Origin of the sequence: Terriglobus roseus (assembly GCF_900102185.1) — a bacterium.
Classification (GTDB): domain Bacteria; phylum Acidobacteriota; class Terriglobia; order Terriglobales; family Acidobacteriaceae; genus Terriglobus; species Terriglobus roseus_A.
The window spans coordinates 4,388,798-4,408,816 of the sequence record NZ_LT629690.1 but is presented as its reverse complement, the minus strand read 5'-3'; the positions used below and the strand labels follow the sequence as shown (position 1 = coordinate 4,408,816).

The following is a 20,019-nucleotide window of genomic DNA, read 5'->3' as shown; positions in this document are numbered from 1 at the left end:
AGATAAGTTCATGAGCGCAGCGCACGATCTTCTGGAGGAGACCACCATTGTTGCCATTGCGACGCCTGCGGGGCGAGGCGGCATTGGTGTGGTTCGTTTGTCTGGTAGCAACGCGCTCGCTGTGGCTCAGCAGTTATTCGCAAAGATTTCGTGGGCCACGCCGCGTCATGCTGTCTATGGCATTCTGCGCGACGTGGACGGAACGCGCATCGACGACGCCATCGCCACGTATTACAAGGCTCCGCAAAGTTATACCGGTGAAGATGTGGTGGAGATTGCCACGCATGGTTCGCCTGTGGTGCTGGACTGGCTGTTGCGGCGATGCGTCGCATTGGGCGCAACGCCTGCGCGTGCGGGTGAGTTTACGGAACGTGCGTTTCTGCGCGGACGGCTTGATCTGACAGAGGCCGAGGCTGTGCGCGATCTGATTGATGCGCAAACGCTGGAGCAGGCGAAGCTGGCTGCAGAACAAATGAGTGGCAGCATTGCTACGGAGATCCGTCCTGCGAAAGATGCGTTGCTTGTTCTCATCGCGACGCTTGAGGCGGGCATTGATTTTGCGGAAGACGACACACCAACGATGGCGGCGGATGAGATCGTTGCGAGTGTTCGCGATGTGCAGCAGCCATTGCAGACATTGCTGGCCAGCTTTACGCATGGCCGGTTGATGCGGGAGGGTCTTCAGCTTGCTATTGTGGGCAAGCCGAATGCGGGAAAGAGTTCGCTGTTTAATCGGTTGGTAGAACAGGAGCGCGCGATTGTTACGGCTTCGCCTGGCACCACACGCGATGTGATTGCGGAGCGAGTGAACCTAAACGGTATTCCAGTGGAGTTGCTGGATACTGCGGGCATTCGCGAAACGGCAGATGAAGCGGAACGTATGGGCGTGGAACGTTCACGCCGTGCCATTGCGGATGCTGACGCTGTGTTGCTCGTCGTCGACGCAACAGAGGCGAGTGATTCACAAGCGGATGCTCTTGAGGCTTACCTTGAAGCGCCGCTCGCAGAAGCGCTGCAGAATCGCCCGTTGCTGATTGCATGGAACAAGGCGGATCTTCGCCAAGGTTCGAAGTCTCTTCCTGCGAACACAAAAGGCGTGGTCACTTCTGCCGCAACAGGCGAAGGTATTGCAGAGCTTCGTGGAGAGATTCTGCGCATGGCGGGATCGCAGCCTTCTGCAGCAGGCGCTACGTTAACCAACCTGCGTCAGCGCGATGCGGTACAGAGTGCGTTGGAGGCGTTGGAACGCGCTGTGGCAGCGGCCCGCACTGGCATACCGCACGAGATGGTGTTGCTGGACCTTTACGAATGCCTGCGTGCGTTGGATTCGCTCACCGGGCAGACCACGGCAGACGATGTGCTGAACCGTATCTTCTCCAGCTTTTGCATTGGTAAGTAGATAAGCGCTTACGCGTCCCGCCAAATACTCCGGCACCGCATCTACTCCCTCTGGCAAGCGGATAAGGCAGCGTAGTATGGGGCGCTAATTTTCCCGAGAGATAAAAGCAGTAGACGCAAAGCCCTTCCATGGCTCGCGGAAGGGCCTTTATGTTTGTGTCGGATTGCAGGGGGCAGGTGATTAGCCTTCTTTCTTCTCGCCTTCGCCTTCTTCCTTATTGACGAAATCCTTGAGCGCGCCAGTGCCTTCATAGCCGGCAAAGGCAGCCGCAGCTTCGGTGAGGATGGAGGGGTCGGAGTCTACCTTTTTCAGACCTTCGACAGCGACTACTGCGCCTGCGATCTTTTCCACTTCGTCCAACAGTCCCATGGGCTTCTCCTTTGATTCCTGTGCGTGGTGGGCTCTGTCGGGTACCCCGAATACAGAGCAATTCAGCATACACCCGCCTTCCTAGGCACGGTTTTTTAGCTCTGTTAAAAATCTGCGGCTATCTGTTCACACACTCCAGTTACGGCTATGTCGCCCCCACGATAGATAACGCGAAGATGGGCTTGGTTACCCCTAACAGGGTGAAGCAGTTCTTCCACGTGTGGGTGATGTTCATACTCGGATACCGGTGGAAGAATTATTCATAGAAATAACAACAGACGTTGCGTAGGCTAACTACTCAATCGATCTGCAACCTGTATCGCTCACGTCCGTTGATGGACGACTTGGTTCTCGTTCTCTCTCTTTTCCATTTCCCAGGAACCCTTGTAAGGAAGTTACAAACCAATGTTTGCTGGTTCGTCGAAGACCTCGCGGCCTTGCGTGTCCGCGCGTCTGCGCTCCGTTCTGCTGCCCGTTATGGGAGCTTTGTTTTCCTGCCTGAGCACCGCAGGAATTTCTGCCGCACAAACCGTCCAACACATTCCCGGCACCACGTCGTTGACTGGAAGCGCGAACCTTACGGTGACGCTGCATCCAACAGCGGGCACGGTGACGGAAGTGCGCGTCCTCACACAGGGAATTGCGAGCAAAGACTTCACCGATGCAGGCGGCGGCACGTGCGTTGCGGGACCGGCCCAACCCTCCTGCACTGTGAATGTTCTGTTTAAGCCAACGACACCGGGACATCGTCCGGGTGCCGTGGTGCTGGTTAACGGCAGCCAGGTGGTGGCGCAGCAGTTGATAGACGGCGTGGGCACTGGTTCGCTTGCTGTTATTCATCCTGGCAAGGCGGAGTTGGTCGCCGGCAATGGCCAGCAGCCGGAGTATACGAGCGGCGAGGATGGCGGGGTTGCAACGTATGCCCACGTTTATTTGCCACGCGGCGTTATCGGCACTCCTGCGGGCGATTTCTACATTTCCGATACGTTGAACAACCGCATCCGGCACGTGAGCACCGCTGGCAATATCTATACCTACGCTGGCATTGGTTATGCATCCAGTGAGAACGATGGTGCTGCAGCAAAGACGGCTGGCGTGAACCTGCCTGCACAGCTTGCGATGGATGGCGCGGGCAATCTGTATTTTGCCGACACGGGCAATAATGCCATTCGTCGTGTAGACGCGGTGACACACATCATCACGACGGTCGCAGGCACGTTGGCTACATCTGGATCATCACCGGACAACACGCCAGCTACGTCAGGACTTCTGTTGTCTCCGTACGGCGTGGCACTCGACGCTGACGGCAACATCTACATTGCTGACACGGGCAACAACATGGTGCGCCGTGTGGACGCATCCACGGGCATGATGACCATTGTTGCCGGCACCGGCATTGCCGGATATGCAAACGATGGTCAGCTAGCCACCATGGCACAACTCAATCAACCCTTTGGGCTGGCGTTTGATCCCAGTGGGGCTCTCTACATCGCGGACAAGTTTAATCAGGCGATTCGTAAGTTGGGTTCCGATGGCAAGCTGGTCACAGTGGCAGGCGTCCTGAACGGCCCGCCCCGTCTTTATGGGGATGGTGGTCCGTCGCTTTCAGCTTCCTTGAACTTCCCCACTGCGGTTGCTGTGGATGCTTTGGGCAATATCTACATCGCCGACTCGCAGAACAACCGCATTCGCCGTGCCAATGTCACAACGGGCAATATGGAATCCATCGTCAGCTATAACCGGCCCATTGATGCCACGACATTGGTGAACGCTGACACGGTTGAGCTGTCCACCCCCTATTCGATTGCGCTAGATGACCAGAACAATCTGTACATTACCGACGACTTCAACAAACGCATACTGCTGATCCATAGCAACAAGTCGATGCTGTATTTCGACAGCATGAAGGTGGGCAAGAAGGCCGCCGTACCGCAGATACTGCAGATTGAAAATGACGGCACCGACACACTGACGCCCTCGAATATTCTGTTCAATCAGAGCGCTCTGGACGCTGCCACCACCACCTGCTACACCTCCACTGCAGTGACCGTGGGTAGGACATGTGCGCTGGGAGTGCAGTTTGCACCGACCACCATTACGGATGTAAATAATGTGAATCCAGTGGGTACGCTCACCGTGCAATCGGACGGTTCGAACTCTCCGGATGTCGTCAGCATGACCGGCATCGTGCTCTCCGTAGAACCGACAAAGGTGACCCTATCTTCAAACAAGAACCCGGCAGGACTGGGCGATCAGGTAACCTTCACCGCAGTTGTCAGCGAAACACAGGCATCCGGTGTGCCTACCGGAACGGTGACCTTCTACGACGGCACAACCGCCATCAGCGGCGATGTCACGATGAACAGCAACGGCATTGCCACCTTCAGCACGAGTTCGCTATCGCTGGGGTCGCATACCATCAACGCGACCTACGGCGGCGATAACAACAACGCGTCGAGCACCGATTCTGTAACGCAGAACGTCCTGCAGAACACGTCGATTGCTGTGGTCTCTTCGTCGTATACAGCTGCAGTCAATCAGCCTGTGACGTTTACGGCGACCATCAGCGCCACCACGCCGGTCACCAGCGGTACTGTGACCTTCTACGATGGCTCAACAGCCATCGGCGCAGGTAGTGTGGGGGCCAACAGCAAGGCCACCTTCACCATCTCTACGCTGACCGGTGGAACACACAACATCACGGCGAAGTTCGCAGGTGATACCAACAACAACACCAGTACTTCTGCGGCGATCCAGCAGGTGATTACCAAGGCTGACCCCACTATTTCAGCTGGGGCCAATCCAACGACAATCACCGTGGGCCAGAGCACGATGCTGACAGCGACAGTCGCCAGCCCCAATGGCCCTGCGCCGACCGGCACCATCACATTTGCGAATGGTGTCACTGTTCTTGGAAGCGGTCCTATTGACGGCAATGGCACGTTCTCGCTGGCCACCACAGGACTGACGACGGGGACCGATACCGTCACTGCGACCTACAGCGGAGACGATTACACGGCGGGCGGCAGAGCTAACACCGTGGTTACGGTAAATCAGCTGACCACTGTCACCACACTCGCCAGCGACGGAACACCATCTGATGGCGGTTCTGCTGTAACGCTGACCGCAACCGTGACGATGACTCCCGGCCAAACGGCAGTTGGTGCCATCACTGGCAACGTAACCTTCTATGACGGTGCCAACGCGTTACGGACCACACAACTGACGAATGGTGTAGCGACGCTTTCCACCACGGTGCTGACAGTGGGCACGCATTCGCTGACCGCGAAATTCAATGGAAGCACAAACTATGAGGTGAGCACCTCTCCCGTATTCACGCAGGTGGTACAGTCCACCAGTTCCAGCGTGGCTCTGCAGCTAAGCACGAACAACGTGCTCGCTGGTAAGTCTGTGACGATGACGGCTACGGTCTCGGCCGTGGGCGTTGTTAAACCGACTGGTCAGATCACCTTCATGGATGGCGCGACGACGCTGAACACCGTTTCGATCAATGGACAGGGTACGGCGGCCATCACACTGAGCACCTTGGCGGTAGGCCAACACAGCATTACCGCGACCTACAGTGGTGACGGTAACTATGCAGGCTTTACCTCTGCTCCTTCTACTGTGATGGTGTCCCTGGGAACGCCCACGCTCACGCTGGGCAGCTCTACGATGCACACCACCTACAACACGCCCGTCACACTGAACGTGAATCTCATCAGCGATGGTGTTCTTCCATCAAACCCGCAAGTGAAGTTGCTGAACAACAGCGCGGTGTTGAACACCATGACAGTGAACGGGTCAGGTAGTGCGAGCTTCACGACACAGACGCTTACTGTAGGTACACACACCATCACTGCACAATTTGCGGGTGACCAGAACAACTCTGCCGCGCAGGCGATCGTGACCATCATCATTGACGGCGCCACAAGCAATACCGTTCTGACCACGAGCAACGCATCTGCCGGTTATGCCGATACAGTGACGCTGCGTGCAGCGGTGGCAAGCGGTGTAAGTAACCCAACCGGTACGGTCACCTTCCAGGATGGTGCAAACGTACTTGGCGTTGTGTCTGTGGATCCTACTGGCGTGGCGGCGTACAACACTAACACGCTCTCGGTGGGCCAACACAACATTGTTGCGGTTTACTCCGGCGATGGAACGCACGCTAGTAGCAACTCGAACACGGTGACGCAATCCGTGTTCGTGCAGACGCATGCTTCCATCACATCCAGCGCGAACCCTGCCGTTGGAGGATCTGCGTTGACGTTGATGGCCGGAGTTTCTGCTTCGGTAACAGTCAATGGCCTTACCGCACATCCCACAGGTACCGTTACGTTCCTGGATGGTGCCTCCACCATTGGAACGGGCACCCTGAACGCGGATGGTACGGCGACGTTGACGCTATCATCGCTTTCTGTGGGAACACACAGCCTGACTTCTGTGTATCGCGGCGACGGTACATTTCAGGGCAGCACTTCTGCTGTGTTGACGCAGGGGATTCGTAACGCGTCGACGCAGACCGTGTTGACCACCAGCGGTTCATCCAGCCACTACGGCAACGCTGTCACCTTCACGGCGAACGTGACGGGTGAAAGCGTAACGCCCACGGGCAACGTGAGGTTCATGGATGGTTCAGCCGCGCTGGGACAGGTTACTTTGAACCATGGCACTGCGACGCTCGCGTTGACAACGTTGTCACCGGGCATGCACTCCATCACCGCGTCTTATGCAGGGGATAGCAACAACTCGCCCTCTGTCTCCAGCGCAGTGTCAGAGCAGGTAACGCAGATACCGCAGATTGCGTTGGTAAGCAGCATTAACCCGGCTCTTACGCTGGATACACCGGTACTGACCGCAACCATCAAGACAGCCGTTGCACCTGTACCCACTGGTAGCATCCGATTCCTGGAAGGCACGACACTGCTTGGCACGGGCGCTTTGGATGCGAACGGTACTGCGACCATCACGGCAGCTGCGTTTGCTGCGGGTAGTCATGTGATCACCGCGCAGTATGCGGGCGATGTGGCCACAGACGCCGCTACTTCTCCCGCGCTGACGGAAGTAGTAAATCTGCGTGCCACGCAGACGTTGCTGACTTCCACGGCTGCTTCGACGGCTACCAACGGAGTTCAATCTCTAGTTGCCGTGGTGAAGGGAACCGGTCTTGTTTCACCGACGGGCATCGTTACTTTCTACTCCGGTGGCAAGTCGATCGGATCCGGTCGTCTGGACGCAACTGGTGTGGCTACGCTGAGCGTGCAAAACACGGTTGTGGATGGAGCTTCACTGACGGCGGGCTACAGCGGTGATGCAAACTATGCCGCATCCAACTCTTCGCAGGTTCAGCTTCCTCCAACCAATGCAACGAACTTCACCCTGAGCCTGACACCTGCAACGCTCAGCGTGCAGTCGAAGAAGTATGCCGAGACGTACCTGGTGATCCAGTCATTGGGTGGATTCAGTGACACGCTGTCGCTGGGCTGCCTTGGCCTGCCTTATGCAGCAACCTGCACCTTTGAGAAGGTAAGCGTGGGTCTCCCCGCTGATGGCCAGGTGAAGGTTAAGGTGGTCATCGACACGGGATCGCCTTTGACGTCAGGCGGTGAGAGCGCAAGCAGCAGCGCGCCCATGGGCAAAGGTCCGTTACTGGCCATGCTGCCCGTAGGCCCACTGTTTGTGTGGTTGCTGCGTGGCAAGCGCCGAGTTCCGGCTCTGCTGATGCTGGTTCTGTTGACCATGCTGATCCCGGTAACGGGCTGCGGCACGCTTAACCAGAGCAGCACTCCAGTGGGTTCGTACACCTTCAGTGTGAGCGCATCCAGTAAGTCTGGCGTCACCCTGTCGCTGCCCGTCAGCCTGACGGTTACTCAGTGAGGGGAACGATGAAAAAAAGCATCCTCACTCTGCTGGGGCTGCTGCTGTACGCAGCAGCGGCTCCGGCCCAGGCGACGAAGGCAACGGCCTCGGGTCCGGGCATGTACACGACGGTGGGTATTGCCGGCTCCTGGTACAGGAGCGACTACGGTAACTCGAATCTTTACGGCCCCACCATCTATGTGGACGCCCACTTTCACCGCTATGTGGGGTTGGAAGGGGAAGCGCGCTTTCTAAGATGGGGTGGCAAACAAGGTATCCAGCAGAACACCTATCTCATTGGCCCACGCGTCAGCTTCAAGCCGGAGGGATGGGTGCCTTATGTGAAGATGCCGGTCGGGCTGGGCACCATGCGTTTTCCCTATGGCTACGGCAATGGGCAGTACTTTGTGATGGCGCCGGGCGCGGGGTTGGAGAAGTGGATCTCCAATGACAACATCCACATCCGCGTGGTGGATGTGGAATACCAGGTGTGGCCACAGTTCACCTTCGGGACCATGAAGCCTTACGGCATCAGCACCGGCATCAGCTTCCGCGTGTGGTAAACGCGGTGCTGTTGCTGGGGTAGGTTCCTTCTTCTATTGCGTATGTGCCGCATGAATCAACAGCGGCACAAAACAAATATGTTGCAAAAATCGTGCAACGGAAGTAGAGAGTTCACACTCCCATCACACAGAGCGCGCGACACTGCTGTGCAGGGAGGGAACACGCAATGGTTTCAATCCGGGCAATGCGCTATGACGAAGTAAGCCAGGTGCTGACGGTGGATTTCCGCAACTGGGGCGGAACTAAGCGGTATTTCGATGTGCCTCCCAGCGAATGGGCGCAACTGCAGGCGGTCTTTGCAAAGGCTGCATACCTGCAGAATGTGATTGCACACAAACATCGCTCCGAAGCTCTACTGGCTGCCTAAACACTCGGACAGCGCATGGCACTTGCGCTTTGATACGCTTGCGTGCGTGAAGCTACGGTCGCTGTTCATCGTCGGGGTTCTGCTGGCAATCACGCTTGTCGCGAGTGCAGAGACACTGCGTTACCGCGGCACCATCGGACAGCGTACCGCTACGATCACGCTCAACGTGAGCGGCGATGATGTGACCGATGCCAGTTATCGCTACGATCGCGAGACTGCTACGACTACCTTCTCGCAGGCGCATTTGATGGGTACAACGCTGGTGCTGGCCGATGAAGACGGCAACATCTTTCATCTGCATTTGCAAGATGCAGCAGGTGTCGGAGTGAAAGACCTTCCTCACGCGCAGCAGTTGCAGGGCAACATGACTCGCGATGAGTTAGATCTGCCAGTGTTGTTGAAGCGAGCAGAAGCGTCGATTCCCTAATTAGCTTCACTTCGCAAACAGCGACAGCGGAATGCTTTCTGCAATGGCGTGGTACGCCGATTGATTTGGATGGATGTGATCGCCGGAATCGAATTTGGGCAACAGGCGCGCGGGATCTGCAGGATCAGCGACGATTTTGTCGAAATCCAGAACAGCATCGAAGTGCCCGGATGCGCGTATCCATGCGTTGATCTTCTGGCGGTCTGCTTCGTTCGTTGCGGTGGGGTGATAGAAGATGAACCCCTGATAGGGCGTGATGGTCGCTCCGTAAATCTTTAAGCCTGCCGTGTGTGCGCGGTCGATCATCTGTTCATAGGCACCAAGGATGTGCGCTACGAGTGCGGCGTGGTCTTCTGGTGAAATCTCCGCGTCTTTTGTGGACATGCCGAGGTCGTTCACGCCTTCGAAGACGATGACGTACTTCACGCCGGGCTGTGCGAGAACATCGCGGCTGAAGCGTGCCAGTGCATTTGGTCCTTGTCCGTCGAGCAGCACGCGATTGCCGCCGAGTCCATGATTCAACACACCGCGCGAACGCGTTTTGGCATCGGCCAGCAAACGTGCTGCGAGATCATCGGGCCAGCGATCGTTGCCGTTGTCTGTAGCTCCGTGACCGTCGGTGATGGAATCGCCCAGGGTGACGACCGTTGCCGTGTCTTTCGAAGCAGGAACATCCACGCCGCTGATCTGGAACCAGTGTTCAAACTTTTTCGCATCCGGCATCGTTGCGGCGTCGACCGCTGCGGTGTGTGAAAGATACGACGTTGCGCGCGATCCGGGATGGCTGGTTTGGACGTCTGGCGCATCCGTGTAGCGAATCGTGATGGCAAGGTCAGAGGATGTTGTTGCGTGAAATGCAATCGGATCAGATAGGTATTCCGCGCCTGCTGGAATGACGACATCTGGCTTGCCGTCAAAACTCAAGGCGCGATCGGTGCCAGGATCAATCGCGGCGTCGACTGCGGATTTCGGCTTTGCGATGTGTACTGCGGCGAGATGCAGCGGCACGGTGCCAAACGTATTGGCGATGCGGATGCGAAGCTGCTCGCCGCCTAACGAAAGATGCACGATCTGTCGGAGCGTGGCGGACTGTAACTCATTCGCCGCCAAGGCATTGGCGCCGGTAGGAACCTGTTGCGACGCAGCCCAACTCCCCACCCATGTCTGCGCAGGGAGTGACAGACAGACGCCGAAGAGAATGGGCAGGACACGGAGGGTTTTCATATATAGTTTGTGACGCGAACTATACGAACGCCTCGACTGCGCTGTCAACGAATTTGCTTACCTGCATGTATCTTGGCTTGGATTGACTCGCGGCGTGAACACGCGACATGGAGATGGGAAACAGAATGGATCTTAACGGACGCACAGCGGTTGTGATTGGCGGAACATCCGGCATCGGCAGGGCCATCGCGCTTGGTTTTGCGAAGGCGGGTGCGGATGTTGTCGCGTCTTCACGTTCTGTCGAAGGTGTCGCACAAACGGCAGCGGAGATTCGCGCGCTTGGCCGCAAGACCACGGAAGCGACCTCCGATGTGCAATCGCGCGTGTCGCTGGAAGACCTGTGCATCCGCGTGCTGGCGGACTTCCCTTCCGTGGACATTCTTGTGAACGCCGCCGGCATTACGAAACGCGAGCCCACGCTGGATGTACTGGACGACACGTGGAACAACATTCTGGATGTGAACCTCACAGGCACACTGCGTAGTTGCCAGGTGTTTGGTCGCCACATGATTCAACAGAAGCGTGGCCGCATCATCAACATCGCGTCGCTCTCAAGCTTTGTGGCATTCATGGAAGTCTCTGCGTACTGCGCCAGTAAAGCTGCTGTAGCGTCGCTTACACGTTCGCTTGCGGTGGAGTGGTCAAAGCATGGCGTGTTGGTCAACGCGATTGCGCCGGGTATCTTTCCCACTGCGCTGAACAGCAAAATCATCGATAGCCCACGCGGGCAGGAACTGAAGTTGCGCACACCGATGGATCGCTTTGGCACAACGGATGAGCTGGTGAGCACCGCGATTTATCTTGCGAGCGATGCCACCAGCTTCACCACGGGACAGATCATTGCAGTGGATGGCGGATTCCTTGCCAGTGGTGTGAACCAGTAGCGTTGTTACTGGCTGATCGTCTTGTAGCGGAACCAGTCCACATCTACGCGGCCTGCATCGCCGTTGGTTGATGTGCGATACACGAAGATGGCTGGGCGTGCGCCCTTCCACCATGAGAAGGTCATCTTTGTCTCTGCACCGAGCGGCTGGAAGGTTGTGCCATCTGTGCTGTAAGAATAGGCGGCCACGTCGCCATGTACCATGATGCGAAGATCCACAACGTTGCGCGTTATTTCAGGGCCTGCGGCGCGATCGCTTCCGTGGAAGAAGAACAGCTGGCGTTTGCCTTGCGCGTTGGTGGTGATCTCCACGCCGCCTGCAGCCTTTTCAAACATGCTCAAGCCTGCATGGCCACTTGTCGGAAGCTTGGTCACATCCAGCCTCACAGTCGCTTCGAAATCGTTGTCCTGCATCTGTTGCGTCAGTGTGTTGTGTGCGGCGAATAGGTCTGTTGCGACGGATGGCGTCAGGCTTAGATAACCGCTGCGCTTCGTTAACGACCACAATGCATTGTCAGGATTGTGGTTCCACTCCCACTGCGGCGCCAGTGTTTTCGCGGTGAATTCGTCCGATGTTTGCGGCGATCCTTCGCCGACGGATGCAACGGGAACCGCCACTTCGCCAGAGGCTACAGGCGTTCCCTGCGTTGCGCCTGCGGGAGCATTGCCCATGATGGGCCAGTCATCTTCCCATCGCACTGGCTGCAGATGAAGGATGCGGCCGTGTGATTCGCGCTTCTGGAAGTGGATGAACCAGCCTTTGCCATCAGGCGTTTCAATGTAGCCGCCTTGATGTGGCCCGTTGATGTCCGTGTTGCCCTGCGCCAGTACGGTGCGATAGTCGTATGGTCCCCATACGTTCTTTGAACGCATTACGACTTGCGCTCCGGTGCCCACACCGCCGTACGGCGCGAAGATGTAGTACCAGCCATTCCGCTTGTACATCTTGGGGCCTTCGAGCGTGTGCAGGTTCTTGGGATCGTCCACGATGACCTTGCCTTCGTCCAGAACATGCAATCCATCCGGCGACATGCGATGCAGGATCAGCGGGCCTGCGCCTTTGCGCGAATGGATGAGGTACGCATTGCCATCGTCATCCCAGAAGGGGCACGGATCTTCCAGCTTTGCCTGCGCAATGACCGCAACGGGCTTTGACCAGGGTCCGCGAATCGACTTCGCCGTGGTTACGAAGATGCCTTCATCCGGCGTGGGGAAGTAAATGAAGTATGTGCCGTTGTGCTTGCGGATGGCAGGCGCCCAGATGCCAGCGCCGTAACGATTGCCATCGATAAGGCCATACTGCGGCGCCAGTGTTACGCGATCGACGGCGTGACCAAGAATCGTCCAATGCACCAGATCCGTCGATTCAAGGATGGGGATGCCTGGCACGTATTGAAAGGTGGATGCGACGAGGTAATACTTTCCGCCATCGGCGATCACGTCGGGGTCGGAATAATCGGCGAAGAGGATGGGGTTGTGGAAGGGAACGGTCGCTTCTTTTTTCTGTGCAGAAGCACTGCCCAGCAACAGCGAACTGGCTCCTAACAAACCTGCAATCCAACGCTGCATATTTCCTCCACGTCCACTACTTATTCCTTTCAGTGAGCCACGGAAGCATCAGAAAGCGCAACCCGCATCCAGATAGAAAATCCTGTAGAAGGTGGCTAAGCCCCTAAAATAGAGGTTGCTTGGCGGACACGACCTCATCCCAGAACACGCGCGGACGCGCTTCGTCTGCGTTCTCTGCATCGCTGCTGCTCATGGTCTCCGCGCTGTTGAGCGGTGTGCTTGGACTGGTGCGCGGCAAACTCATCGCACACTTCTTTGGTGTGAGCGGCGCGGTGGATGCGTACACGGGCGCGTTTCAGCTACCGGACACCATTTCATATCTGTTGATTGGCGGCGTTGCGTCCACAACTTTTGTCAAGCTGCTGACGCAATATGAAAACGAAGGGCGACAGACGGAAGGCGATCTTGCGCTTTCCAATGTGCTCAACGTGATGACGCTCGTGTTGAGCGCGGGGCTGGTTCTCGCCGGTATTTTTGCGCCGCAATATGTGCGTTACGTATTGGAATTGCGCAATCCGGAGACCGCGCATCTCTGCGTACAGTTGACGCGGATCCTGCTGGTGAACCAGTTGCTGGGCTTTGCAGGCGGCATCTTTGGTTCGCGCCTGCTGGTGCGAAAGATCTTCATCTATCAGGCTGTGCAACCGCTGCTGTACAACGGCGGCATCATTGCAGGAGCCGTACTGCTGCATGCGCGGTTCGGAGTTCATTCGCTTGCGTACGGTGCAGTGGTGGGAGCGTTCTTTGGGTTCTTTCTCACCTATGTCATTGGCGCCTATTCCATTGGAATGCGGTGGTCGCCGATATTCAATCTCCGTGATCCGGCATTGCGCGAGTGGGTAAAGCTGAGCCTGCCGCTGATGCTGGGGCAATCGCTGGTGACGCTTGATCCTTGGATACGGAACCATTTTGCGGGCCACACAGAAGGCGCGATTTCGCTGATGAGTTATTCGCGCCAGTTGTTCAATGCGCCGATGAACATCATTGGACCTGCAGCGGGCGCGGCTTCCCTGCCATTCTTTGCCTCGCTTTGGTTGAAGGATAAGTCTGCGTTCAACTCTGCGGTGAATCGTTCTGTTTCGCGATTGCTGGCTGTAAGTCTGTTGCTTACATCTGTGATGATCGCGCTGGCGCAGCCCATCATTGATGTTGCATTGCGTGGTGGAAAGTTCCACGGTGCCGATGCTTCGGCAGCAGCTTCTCTGTTTGTTTTGTTTTGCTATTCGCTAGTCTTCTGGGCATCACAGAACCTGTATGCGCGTGCGTTTTATGCTGTTGGCAACACGCTTACGCCAATGATCTCTGGCACGGTTGTTACGGTGCTTTCGCTGCCGGTGTATGCATTGCTCTTCCGTACGCATGGCATTCCGGGATTGGTCATTGCATCAGACATTGGCATTGCTGCGCACATGATTGCGCTGGCTGTCCTGCTGAATCGTAAAGGCATGGTGCGTGTTGCCGACCTGGAATGGAGCGAGCTCGGCAAGTCTTCGCTGGCTGCCATTCTTGGTGGATGCGCCGCTGCGTTTTCGCTGCGTTATCTGCCGCAGGGAACGACATTTGTTACGGCGCTGCTGCGACTGGCCACGGGGACAGCGGCGTGGTTTGTTGTAGTGGTTGTCGTGCTGCTGCTTACGCGTTCCGCACTGCCTGCAGTTGTTCTGCGTAGAAAGACGAAGCCGGCTTCTGCCGCTGCGCCGTTGATTGAGGCATCCGATGCACCCGACCGATAGCGCGCGTCTGCGTTTTCGTACATGGCGCGCTGAGGATCTGCCGTTGGCGATTGCTCTCTGGACAGACGGTGATGTGATGCGTCACATGGGCGGTGCTCGTTCCGTGGCACAGGCTGAGGAGCGCTTTCGCGATGAGTGTGCTAACCAACAGAAGTATGGCTTTCAATACTGGCCAATCTTTTCGTTGGAGACGGGCGAACATGCAGGATGTGCAGGACTTCGTCCCTTTCACGGCTCACTGGGTGAACTTGAAATTGGTGTGCACATTGCACGGCCATTCTGGAGCGGACGCTATGGTGAAGAAGCCGCACGCGCTGTAATGGCGCACGCCTGGGCTCACACATCTACCTCATCGCTTGTTGCAGGGCATGGTCCGGATAACGCAAATTCGCAGGCGCTGATTGAGCGGCTGGGGTTCGTGTATACCCACCACGAACCCTGGGGACCGCATCAACGCATGCATCCGTACTATCGGTTGGACCGGCCTCTGTAGCTGCTTAATTTGCTTTGCAGGTGAAGCTGTCGGGCTGATTCGGATCGCCTTTGCCGTTGTACACAGCGCGTTTCGGATAGGCACACAACGGACGCACAATCTGCGGCACTCGCGGATCTTTCGGCGTGGTGGCCAGAATTATCTCTGGCGCTGTGCCCTTCTCTACCCACACCTGCAGCAGGTCCATAGCGCCGGTACCCTTGCCGTTTGCTGCGGGAAATCCAAGCTGACCAAAGAGGCTTGGTCCGGGGCCGCCGAGGCAATGTTCCACACCGGGCGCCATGAACAGTCGCACGGTCTGCGCTGCCTTCGCTTCGCCCATGGTCTTCTTCACATCGTTGAAGTAATTCACCGTGTTCCATGGCGAGATGCCGGGATCGTTCCAGCCGTGATACAGAATCAGCTTGCCGCCGTGCGCTGCGAATGCGGAAAGATCAGCGTTGGTGGCATCGACCTCTTTGGCTGCGCTTTCCATGCCACGTCGCAGAGCGTCTTCCGTGTTGGCTGCGAGCGGGTTCCACTTCGGATCGTTGTAGACCATGTAACGGAAGTAGTTGGTTACGTAAGCGCCGCCGCTGCCGGTTGTTGGAGCGGTGCCCAGAATCCAGCTCTTCCAACCCGCGCCTTCATCGCCGGGAACATAGCCGGGGAAGATGGTTTGTCCTTTGGCGTCTTTGCTGCCACCATACAGCGCGTGCAATGTCTGCACCTGTTTTGGCGTTAGGCAACTGGTGTCTTCAGCGCCTTTGCAGGTAAGCACTGCGGGATCAAAGCGGCAGTGTTCCGGATCAGTGAGGATGCCGTCCTTCACGCCGTCTTGTGCATCGCATGCGGCGAGCGATGCGGCGTGGATCGCCGGCAACTTCATGCTGGAGAAGAACGCCGTTGGATCGTCGCCCATGGCCTGCGCCATTGCGAGACCGTTGGTCAGCATATGCGTCCAGTTGTTGGCCGGAGCGCCGGCGAGAATGCCGTCATAATCCTGCGGGAAACGCTGTGCTTCCATCAGCGCTTCACGCCCGCCGTCGCTGCATGAGTCAAAGTAGGCTTTCTCCTGCGGCTTGCCGTAGTAAGCCTTGACCATGATCTTCGACACGCCTGCGGTGAGATGAACCGCGCGCCAAGCGAAGTCTTTGATCTTCTCGGGATGTCCGAAGGCCCAGCTTGCGTCTTCGGAATCGGCCTGGTGTCCTGCGTCGGAATCACCGGTGGCGTAACCAGCCAACACGTTTGCGCCCATCTGCTGGTAGCCGATGGAACCGGCGAAACCGCCGTTGCCCACGTCTACGATCTTGCCGTTCCATCCCGTCTGCGGCAGCCATACTTCAAAGCGGATCTTGGAATCGGTCGTGGGATGCAGAATGCCTTTCACGACGCACAGTGGTGGCAGCATCAGTCCGGGCGTGGATATGGGTGCGGCAAAGGGCTGTGAAGGGACTTCGGTAGCGGAAAGAATGGTGGCATCTGGCACTGCAACCTTCTTCAATGACGCACAATCCTGCGCAGCGAAGGCGGAGGCGGGGAGGGAAATGAGACTCAGCGCGAGTAGAGATGAGCGAATCATGACGCGACCACTCTATACCTGTTCTGACAGCAAACCCGTGAAATTTATGGGGTGAGAAACCGCGGACGCTTTGCAATTTCGCCTCTGCAAAGCGATAATCGCACTATGGCGTTCCGCTCCTTCGCAACCCGTTTCTGTTGTTGCCGCTAAGTTCTGAGCGTTCGCCCCTCCACGTTTCCCTTCTTTTCTGAACTCCTTCCAGCCTGATCCCTTCAGGCAGCGAGCTTGCTACCCGTGTATTCCGGTTTCGCGAATCCGTGTTGTTGTTGTCGCTGACACCCCGCTCGTAATTGCGGCGCATCGCCGCGCATTTCTTCCTATACAGATCGACACACAAAAGGACCCTCGCGCATGTTTTTGCGTCGCTATCGTCTTGCATCTATTGCACTCGCTCTTATTGCTACCTCTGCTGAACCGTCGCTGGTTGCGCAGGTTGTTGGCAGCACCATCCATGGCGTTGTTACGGACTCGTCTGGCGCTGCTGTTTCTGGCGCAGCTGTCGTTGTACGCGACGAAGACACTGGAACGGAACGCCGCCTGACTACCGATGCGGCGGGGCGCTACGCCGCTCCGTCTGTCGCCGTTGGTACATACACCATCTCGGTGCAGGCAGCAGGCTTCGCAGCGGAGAAGCATAGCGGCATAAGCCTTACCGTCGGGCAGGCTGTTGCGTTTGATCTGCATCTGCGTGTGGCTTCCGATGCGCAGCAAGTCAGCGTGACTGACAGCGCCCCTACTGTGAATCTGTCGAACGAGCAGGTCTCTGGACTGGTGAATGAACGCCAGGTGAAAGACCTGCCGCTGAACGGACGCAGCTACGACCAGCTCATCACGCTGAATCCTGCGACGGTGAATTACACCTCGCAACGATCTGGTTCGGTGGGGACGTCGAACTCGTCCGTGGGCAATATGTTTTCGGTTTCTGGGCGGCGTCCGCAGGACAATCTTTACCTTCTCAACGGTGTGGAATACACAGGTGCATCGCTGATCAACGTAACTCCCGGTGGCACCAGTGGTCAGTTGCTGGGTGTGGAGGCTGTGCGCGAATTCAACGTGGTCTCAGACACGTATGGCGCGAGCTACGGTAAGCGGCAGGGTGCGCAGATCAGCATTGTTACCGCGTCAGGAACGAATCGCGTACACGGTTCGGCGTATGAGTTTTTGCGGAACTCCGCACTGGATGCACGCAACTACTTCGATCAGGCAAAGAAGCCGAACTTCCAACGCAATAACTTTGGTGCAGCGTTGGGTGGCCCTATTCGTACGGACAAGATCTTCCTGTTCGGTAACTACGAAGGCTATCGCCAGAACCTTGGCTTGAGCGACGTTACGCTGGTTCCGAATGCGGCATCACGTGCTTCGGCGGTTGCATCCGTGAAGCCATTGTTGAATCTTTGGCCCATCGCCAATGGGCCAGATCTTGGCTCGGGCATTGCCATTGCGTATTCGACACCGACGCAGCATATCCGCGAAGACTTTGGCACCGCGCGTGCCGATGCGAATCTGACTGCGAACGATCTGTTGTTTGGCGTGTATACCGTGGACGATTCGACGGCGCACACACCCACGCAGAATCCGCTTTCACTGATTGATGAAGCGCTGCGCGAACAGGTGTTCAGCGTGCAGGAACAGCATGTGTTTTCACCGCGTGTGTTGAACACGGCTCGCTTCGGTTTCTCGCGCGCAAGCTTTTACTTCATGGGTTCGGTGCCTTCGGATATTGCCGCTGTATCTGGAACGTTTGTTCCCGGTAAGCCTGTGGGCGCGATTGTGATTGCGGGATCGACGGCTTCGAACGGCTCTTCGCAGATCACCGGTGCGGGTGCGAACGTTGGATCGAACAATGCGATTACGCGCAACCTGTTTACGTTTGACGACCACGTGTACATCACGCTGGGCAATCACACGCTTGAAGCGGGCGGGTGGTTGCAGCGTCTGCAATCGAACGACAACCTGGCGCAGAACCAGTACGGTCAGGCCAGCTTTGCATCGCTGTCGACGTTTCTCGCGGGCAACATCAAGACCTTTACTGTTGTGCCTTCGCCAACGGAACTGGCATGGCGCAGCTGGTTTGGTGCCGCCTATGTGGAAGACACGTGGAAAGCACATCGCAATCTGGAGCTGAGCTATGGTCTGCGTTTTGAGAGCAGCAATGGCTTCAATGAAGCGCAGGGCCGCGCTGGTGTGTACACGCTGACCAATGGCGTCATCAGTACTAATCCCACCGTGGGCAGCAATGGCCTGTTGAATAACCATGCTAAGTTCCTGCCGCAGCCGCGTGTGGGACTTGCATGGAATGTTAGCGGCGATGGCAAGACTGCAGTACGCGCCAGCTTTGGTTTGCATCATTCGCTGCTGGATAACCTGGACTATCGTTTCGATCAGGCTGCGCCGTTTAATACGACGCTGTCTTACAGCGGTACTACTGTTGCGAATCCAACATCCGGTGCGGCAGGTTTGATCTCGCCTTCGAATGTGCAGACCGATATTGCTACACCAACCGTTGCGTCGTACACACTGCGCATTGAACGTCAGCTTGCACCGAATCTTTCGTTGACTGCGGGCTACATTGGATCGCACGGTTATCACCAGATTTTGAGTGAGAATCAGAACGAACCGGCATCCATCACCTGCAACAACAACTGCCCCACGGGTGTGCCCAACGGCACGCTGTACTACCCGAACACCACGCGCGCGAATCCTGCCGTGGCGAACACCACATCGTGGGTGTCGCAGGGCATCAGCAATTACAACGGCCTGTTGTTGGACTTGAAACGAAACTTCTCCAGCGGTCTGCAGTTCCGCGCGGTTTATACCTTCAGCAAGAATCTGGATAACGGCTCGGCGTGGAACACGAGCGTCTCTGCGAATACGCCTGCATTCGTTTCTTATCCGAAGAACCCTGCGTTGGATTATGGTCCGGCTGCCACGGATGTTCGTCATCTTGCGGCGTTCAATGGAACGTACAATCTGCCGTTCGGTCACGGCCATGCTCTTGCTTCGAACACCGGTGCGTTGACGAATCAACTGGTGAGTGGATGGACGGTGAGCACCATTCTCACGCTGCAGAGTGGTCTGCCGTTCTCACCGCAGCTTGGTTACAACCCCACGGGTTCCGGCGATACGCGTAATCCGGTTCGCCCGAATGTAAACAGCAGCTTCAACGGCAAGCTGATTAACAAGGGCACTACTGCACAGCGTGTGGCGCAGTACTTCAATCCTGCGGCGTTCAGCGCGCCTGCGTATGGCACGGTGGGCAATCTGGGACGCGATACGTTGAATGCCCCCGGCTATGCGGATTGGGACCTGTCGTTGCAGAAGACCACTTCCATCGGCGAACGCGTGTTGGCGCAGTTCCGCGTGGAGAGCTTCAATCTGTTGAACCACACGAACCTGCTTAGTCCGAATGCAGTGATCTATTCTTCCGGCCCATCGCAAGGTACGACGGCGAATCAAACCGCAGCAATTGTCGCGAGCCCCACGGCTGGTGTCATCACAGCGGCCGCTACGTCACGGCAATTGCAATTGAGCCTGAAATTGAGCTTCTAAACGGACGTTGTTCTAT

At 56.9% G+C, this 20,019-nt stretch carries 13 protein-coding genes; 9 read left to right on the top strand and 4 right to left on the bottom strand.

The window, feature by feature from the left end:
- Positions 1-10 precede the first annotated feature (10 nt).
- Complete coding sequence (mnmE, locus tag BLT38_RS18380) at positions 11-1,399, top strand: tRNA uridine-5-carboxymethylaminomethyl(34) synthesis GTPase MnmE (protein ID WP_083346490.1); 1,389 nt, start codon at positions 11-13, stop codon at positions 1,397-1,399.
- Between the two features lie 180 nt (positions 1,400-1,579).
- On the opposite strand, the gene BLT38_RS18375 is transcribed toward mnmE, so the two are convergent.
- Positions 1,580-1,768: a hypothetical protein gene (locus BLT38_RS18375; protein ID WP_083346489.1), complete on the bottom strand. Its 189-nt coding sequence runs from the start codon at positions 1,766-1,768 to the stop codon at positions 1,580-1,582.
- A 405-nt stretch (positions 1,769-2,173) separates the two neighbouring features.
- Between BLT38_RS18375 and BLT38_RS18370 the strand changes: the two genes are divergently transcribed.
- The 4 genes from BLT38_RS18370 (at position 2,174) to BLT38_RS18355 (ending at position 8,988) form a co-directional block, all read left to right on the top strand.
- The gene (locus BLT38_RS18370; RefSeq protein WP_083346488.1) at positions 2,174-7,648 is read left to right on the top strand and encodes an Ig-like domain repeat protein; all 5,475 of its coding nucleotides are present in this window, start codon (positions 2,174-2,176) and stop codon (positions 7,646-7,648) included.
- 8 nt (positions 7,649-7,656) lie between these two features.
- Positions 7,657-8,193: an outer membrane beta-barrel protein gene (locus tag BLT38_RS18365; protein ID WP_083346487.1), complete on the top strand. Its 537-nt coding sequence runs from the start codon at positions 7,657-7,659 to the stop codon at positions 8,191-8,193.
- A 167-nt stretch (positions 8,194-8,360) separates the two neighbouring features.
- Positions 8,361-8,561 (top strand): KTSC domain-containing protein, encoded by a 201-nt coding sequence (locus tag BLT38_RS18360; RefSeq protein WP_083346486.1) that lies wholly within the window; start codon positions 8,361-8,363, stop codon positions 8,559-8,561.
- Positions 8,521-8,988 (top strand): hypothetical protein, encoded by a 468-nt coding sequence (locus BLT38_RS18355; RefSeq protein WP_083346485.1) that lies wholly within the window; start codon positions 8,521-8,523, stop codon positions 8,986-8,988. Before BLT38_RS18360 ends, BLT38_RS18355 begins: the two co-directional genes overlap by 41 nt.
- Before the next feature lie 6 nt (positions 8,989-8,994).
- Here the strand turns inward: BLT38_RS18355 and BLT38_RS18350 are convergent, their stop codons facing one another.
- On the bottom strand, positions 8,995-10,212 hold the full coding sequence (locus BLT38_RS18350) for an SGNH/GDSL hydrolase family protein (protein ID WP_083346484.1): 1,218 nt from the start codon (positions 10,210-10,212) through the stop codon (positions 8,995-8,997).
- 125 nt (positions 10,213-10,337) lie between these two features.
- On the opposite strand from BLT38_RS18350, the gene BLT38_RS18345 reads away from it, so the two are divergent.
- On the top strand, positions 10,338-11,096 hold the full coding sequence (locus tag BLT38_RS18345; RefSeq protein ID WP_419865722.1) for an SDR family NAD(P)-dependent oxidoreductase: 759 nt from the start codon (positions 10,338-10,340) through the stop codon (positions 11,094-11,096).
- A gap of 5 nt (positions 11,097-11,101) precedes the next feature.
- Here BLT38_RS18345 and BLT38_RS18340 read toward each other — a convergent pair whose 3' ends face one another.
- The gene (locus BLT38_RS18340; protein ID WP_083346483.1) at positions 11,102-12,664 is read right to left on the bottom strand and encodes a glycoside hydrolase 43 family protein; all 1,563 of its coding nucleotides are present in this window, start codon (positions 12,662-12,664) and stop codon (positions 11,102-11,104) included.
- Between the two features lie 119 nt (positions 12,665-12,783).
- Here BLT38_RS18340 and murJ point away from each other — a divergent pair, with 119 nt between their 5' ends.
- Positions 12,784-14,397, top strand: coding sequence for a murein biosynthesis integral membrane protein MurJ (gene murJ / locus BLT38_RS18335; protein WP_083346482.1), 1,614 nt, complete (start codon positions 12,784-12,786; stop codon positions 14,395-14,397).
- Positions 14,381-14,890: a GNAT family N-acetyltransferase gene (locus BLT38_RS18330; RefSeq protein ID WP_083346481.1), complete on the top strand. Its 510-nt coding sequence runs from the start codon at positions 14,381-14,383 to the stop codon at positions 14,888-14,890. Before murJ ends, BLT38_RS18330 begins: the two co-directional genes overlap by 17 nt.
- A gap of 4 nt (positions 14,891-14,894) precedes the next feature.
- Here BLT38_RS18330 and BLT38_RS18325 read toward each other — a convergent pair whose 3' ends face one another.
- Positions 14,895-16,454, bottom strand: a complete 1,560-nt coding sequence (locus BLT38_RS18325) for a tannase/feruloyl esterase family alpha/beta hydrolase (RefSeq protein WP_231966613.1) — start codon at positions 16,452-16,454, stop codon at positions 14,895-14,897.
- 351 nt (positions 16,455-16,805) lie between these two features.
- Between BLT38_RS18325 and BLT38_RS18320 the strand changes: the two genes are divergently transcribed.
- On the top strand, positions 16,806-20,003 hold the full coding sequence (locus BLT38_RS18320; protein WP_083346480.1) for a TonB-dependent receptor: 3,198 nt from the start codon (positions 16,806-16,808) through the stop codon (positions 20,001-20,003).
- Positions 20,004-20,019: the final 16 nt, after the last annotated feature.

Bases quoted from the DNA above. Each gene is read 5' to 3' on its own strand.
- BLT38_RS18375 (WP_083346489.1), bottom strand. From the start codon at position 1,768: ATGGGACTGTTGGACGAAGTGGAAAAGATCGCAGGCGCAGTAGTCGCT.
- BLT38_RS18360 (WP_083346486.1), top strand. From the start codon at position 8,361: ATGGTTTCAATCCGGGCAATGCGCTATGACGAAGTAAGCCAGGTGCTG.
- BLT38_RS18325 (WP_231966613.1), bottom strand. From the start codon at position 16,454: ATGATTCGCTCATCTCTACTCGCGCTGAGTCTCATTTCCCTCCCCGCC.
- BLT38_RS18365 (WP_083346487.1), top strand. From the start codon at position 7,657: ATGAAAAAAAGCATCCTCACTCTGCTGGGGCTGCTGCTGTACGCAGCA.
- mnmE (WP_083346490.1), top strand. From the start codon at position 11: ATGAGCGCAGCGCACGATCTTCTGGAGGAGACCACCATTGTTGCCATT.
- BLT38_RS18345 (WP_419865722.1), top strand. From the start codon at position 10,338: ATGGATCTTAACGGACGCACAGCGGTTGTGATTGGCGGAACATCCGGC.
- BLT38_RS18370 (WP_083346488.1), top strand. From the start codon at position 2,174: ATGTTTGCTGGTTCGTCGAAGACCTCGCGGCCTTGCGTGTCCGCGCGT.
- BLT38_RS18340 (WP_083346483.1), bottom strand. From the start codon at position 12,664: ATGCAGCGTTGGATTGCAGGTTTGTTAGGAGCCAGTTCGCTGTTGCTG.
- BLT38_RS18350 (WP_083346484.1), bottom strand. From the start codon at position 10,212: ATGAAAACCCTCCGTGTCCTGCCCATTCTCTTCGGCGTCTGTCTGTCA.
- BLT38_RS18330 (WP_083346481.1), top strand. From the start codon at position 14,381: ATGCACCCGACCGATAGCGCGCGTCTGCGTTTTCGTACATGGCGCGCT.
- BLT38_RS18320 (WP_083346480.1), top strand. From the start codon at position 16,806: ATGTTTTTGCGTCGCTATCGTCTTGCATCTATTGCACTCGCTCTTATT.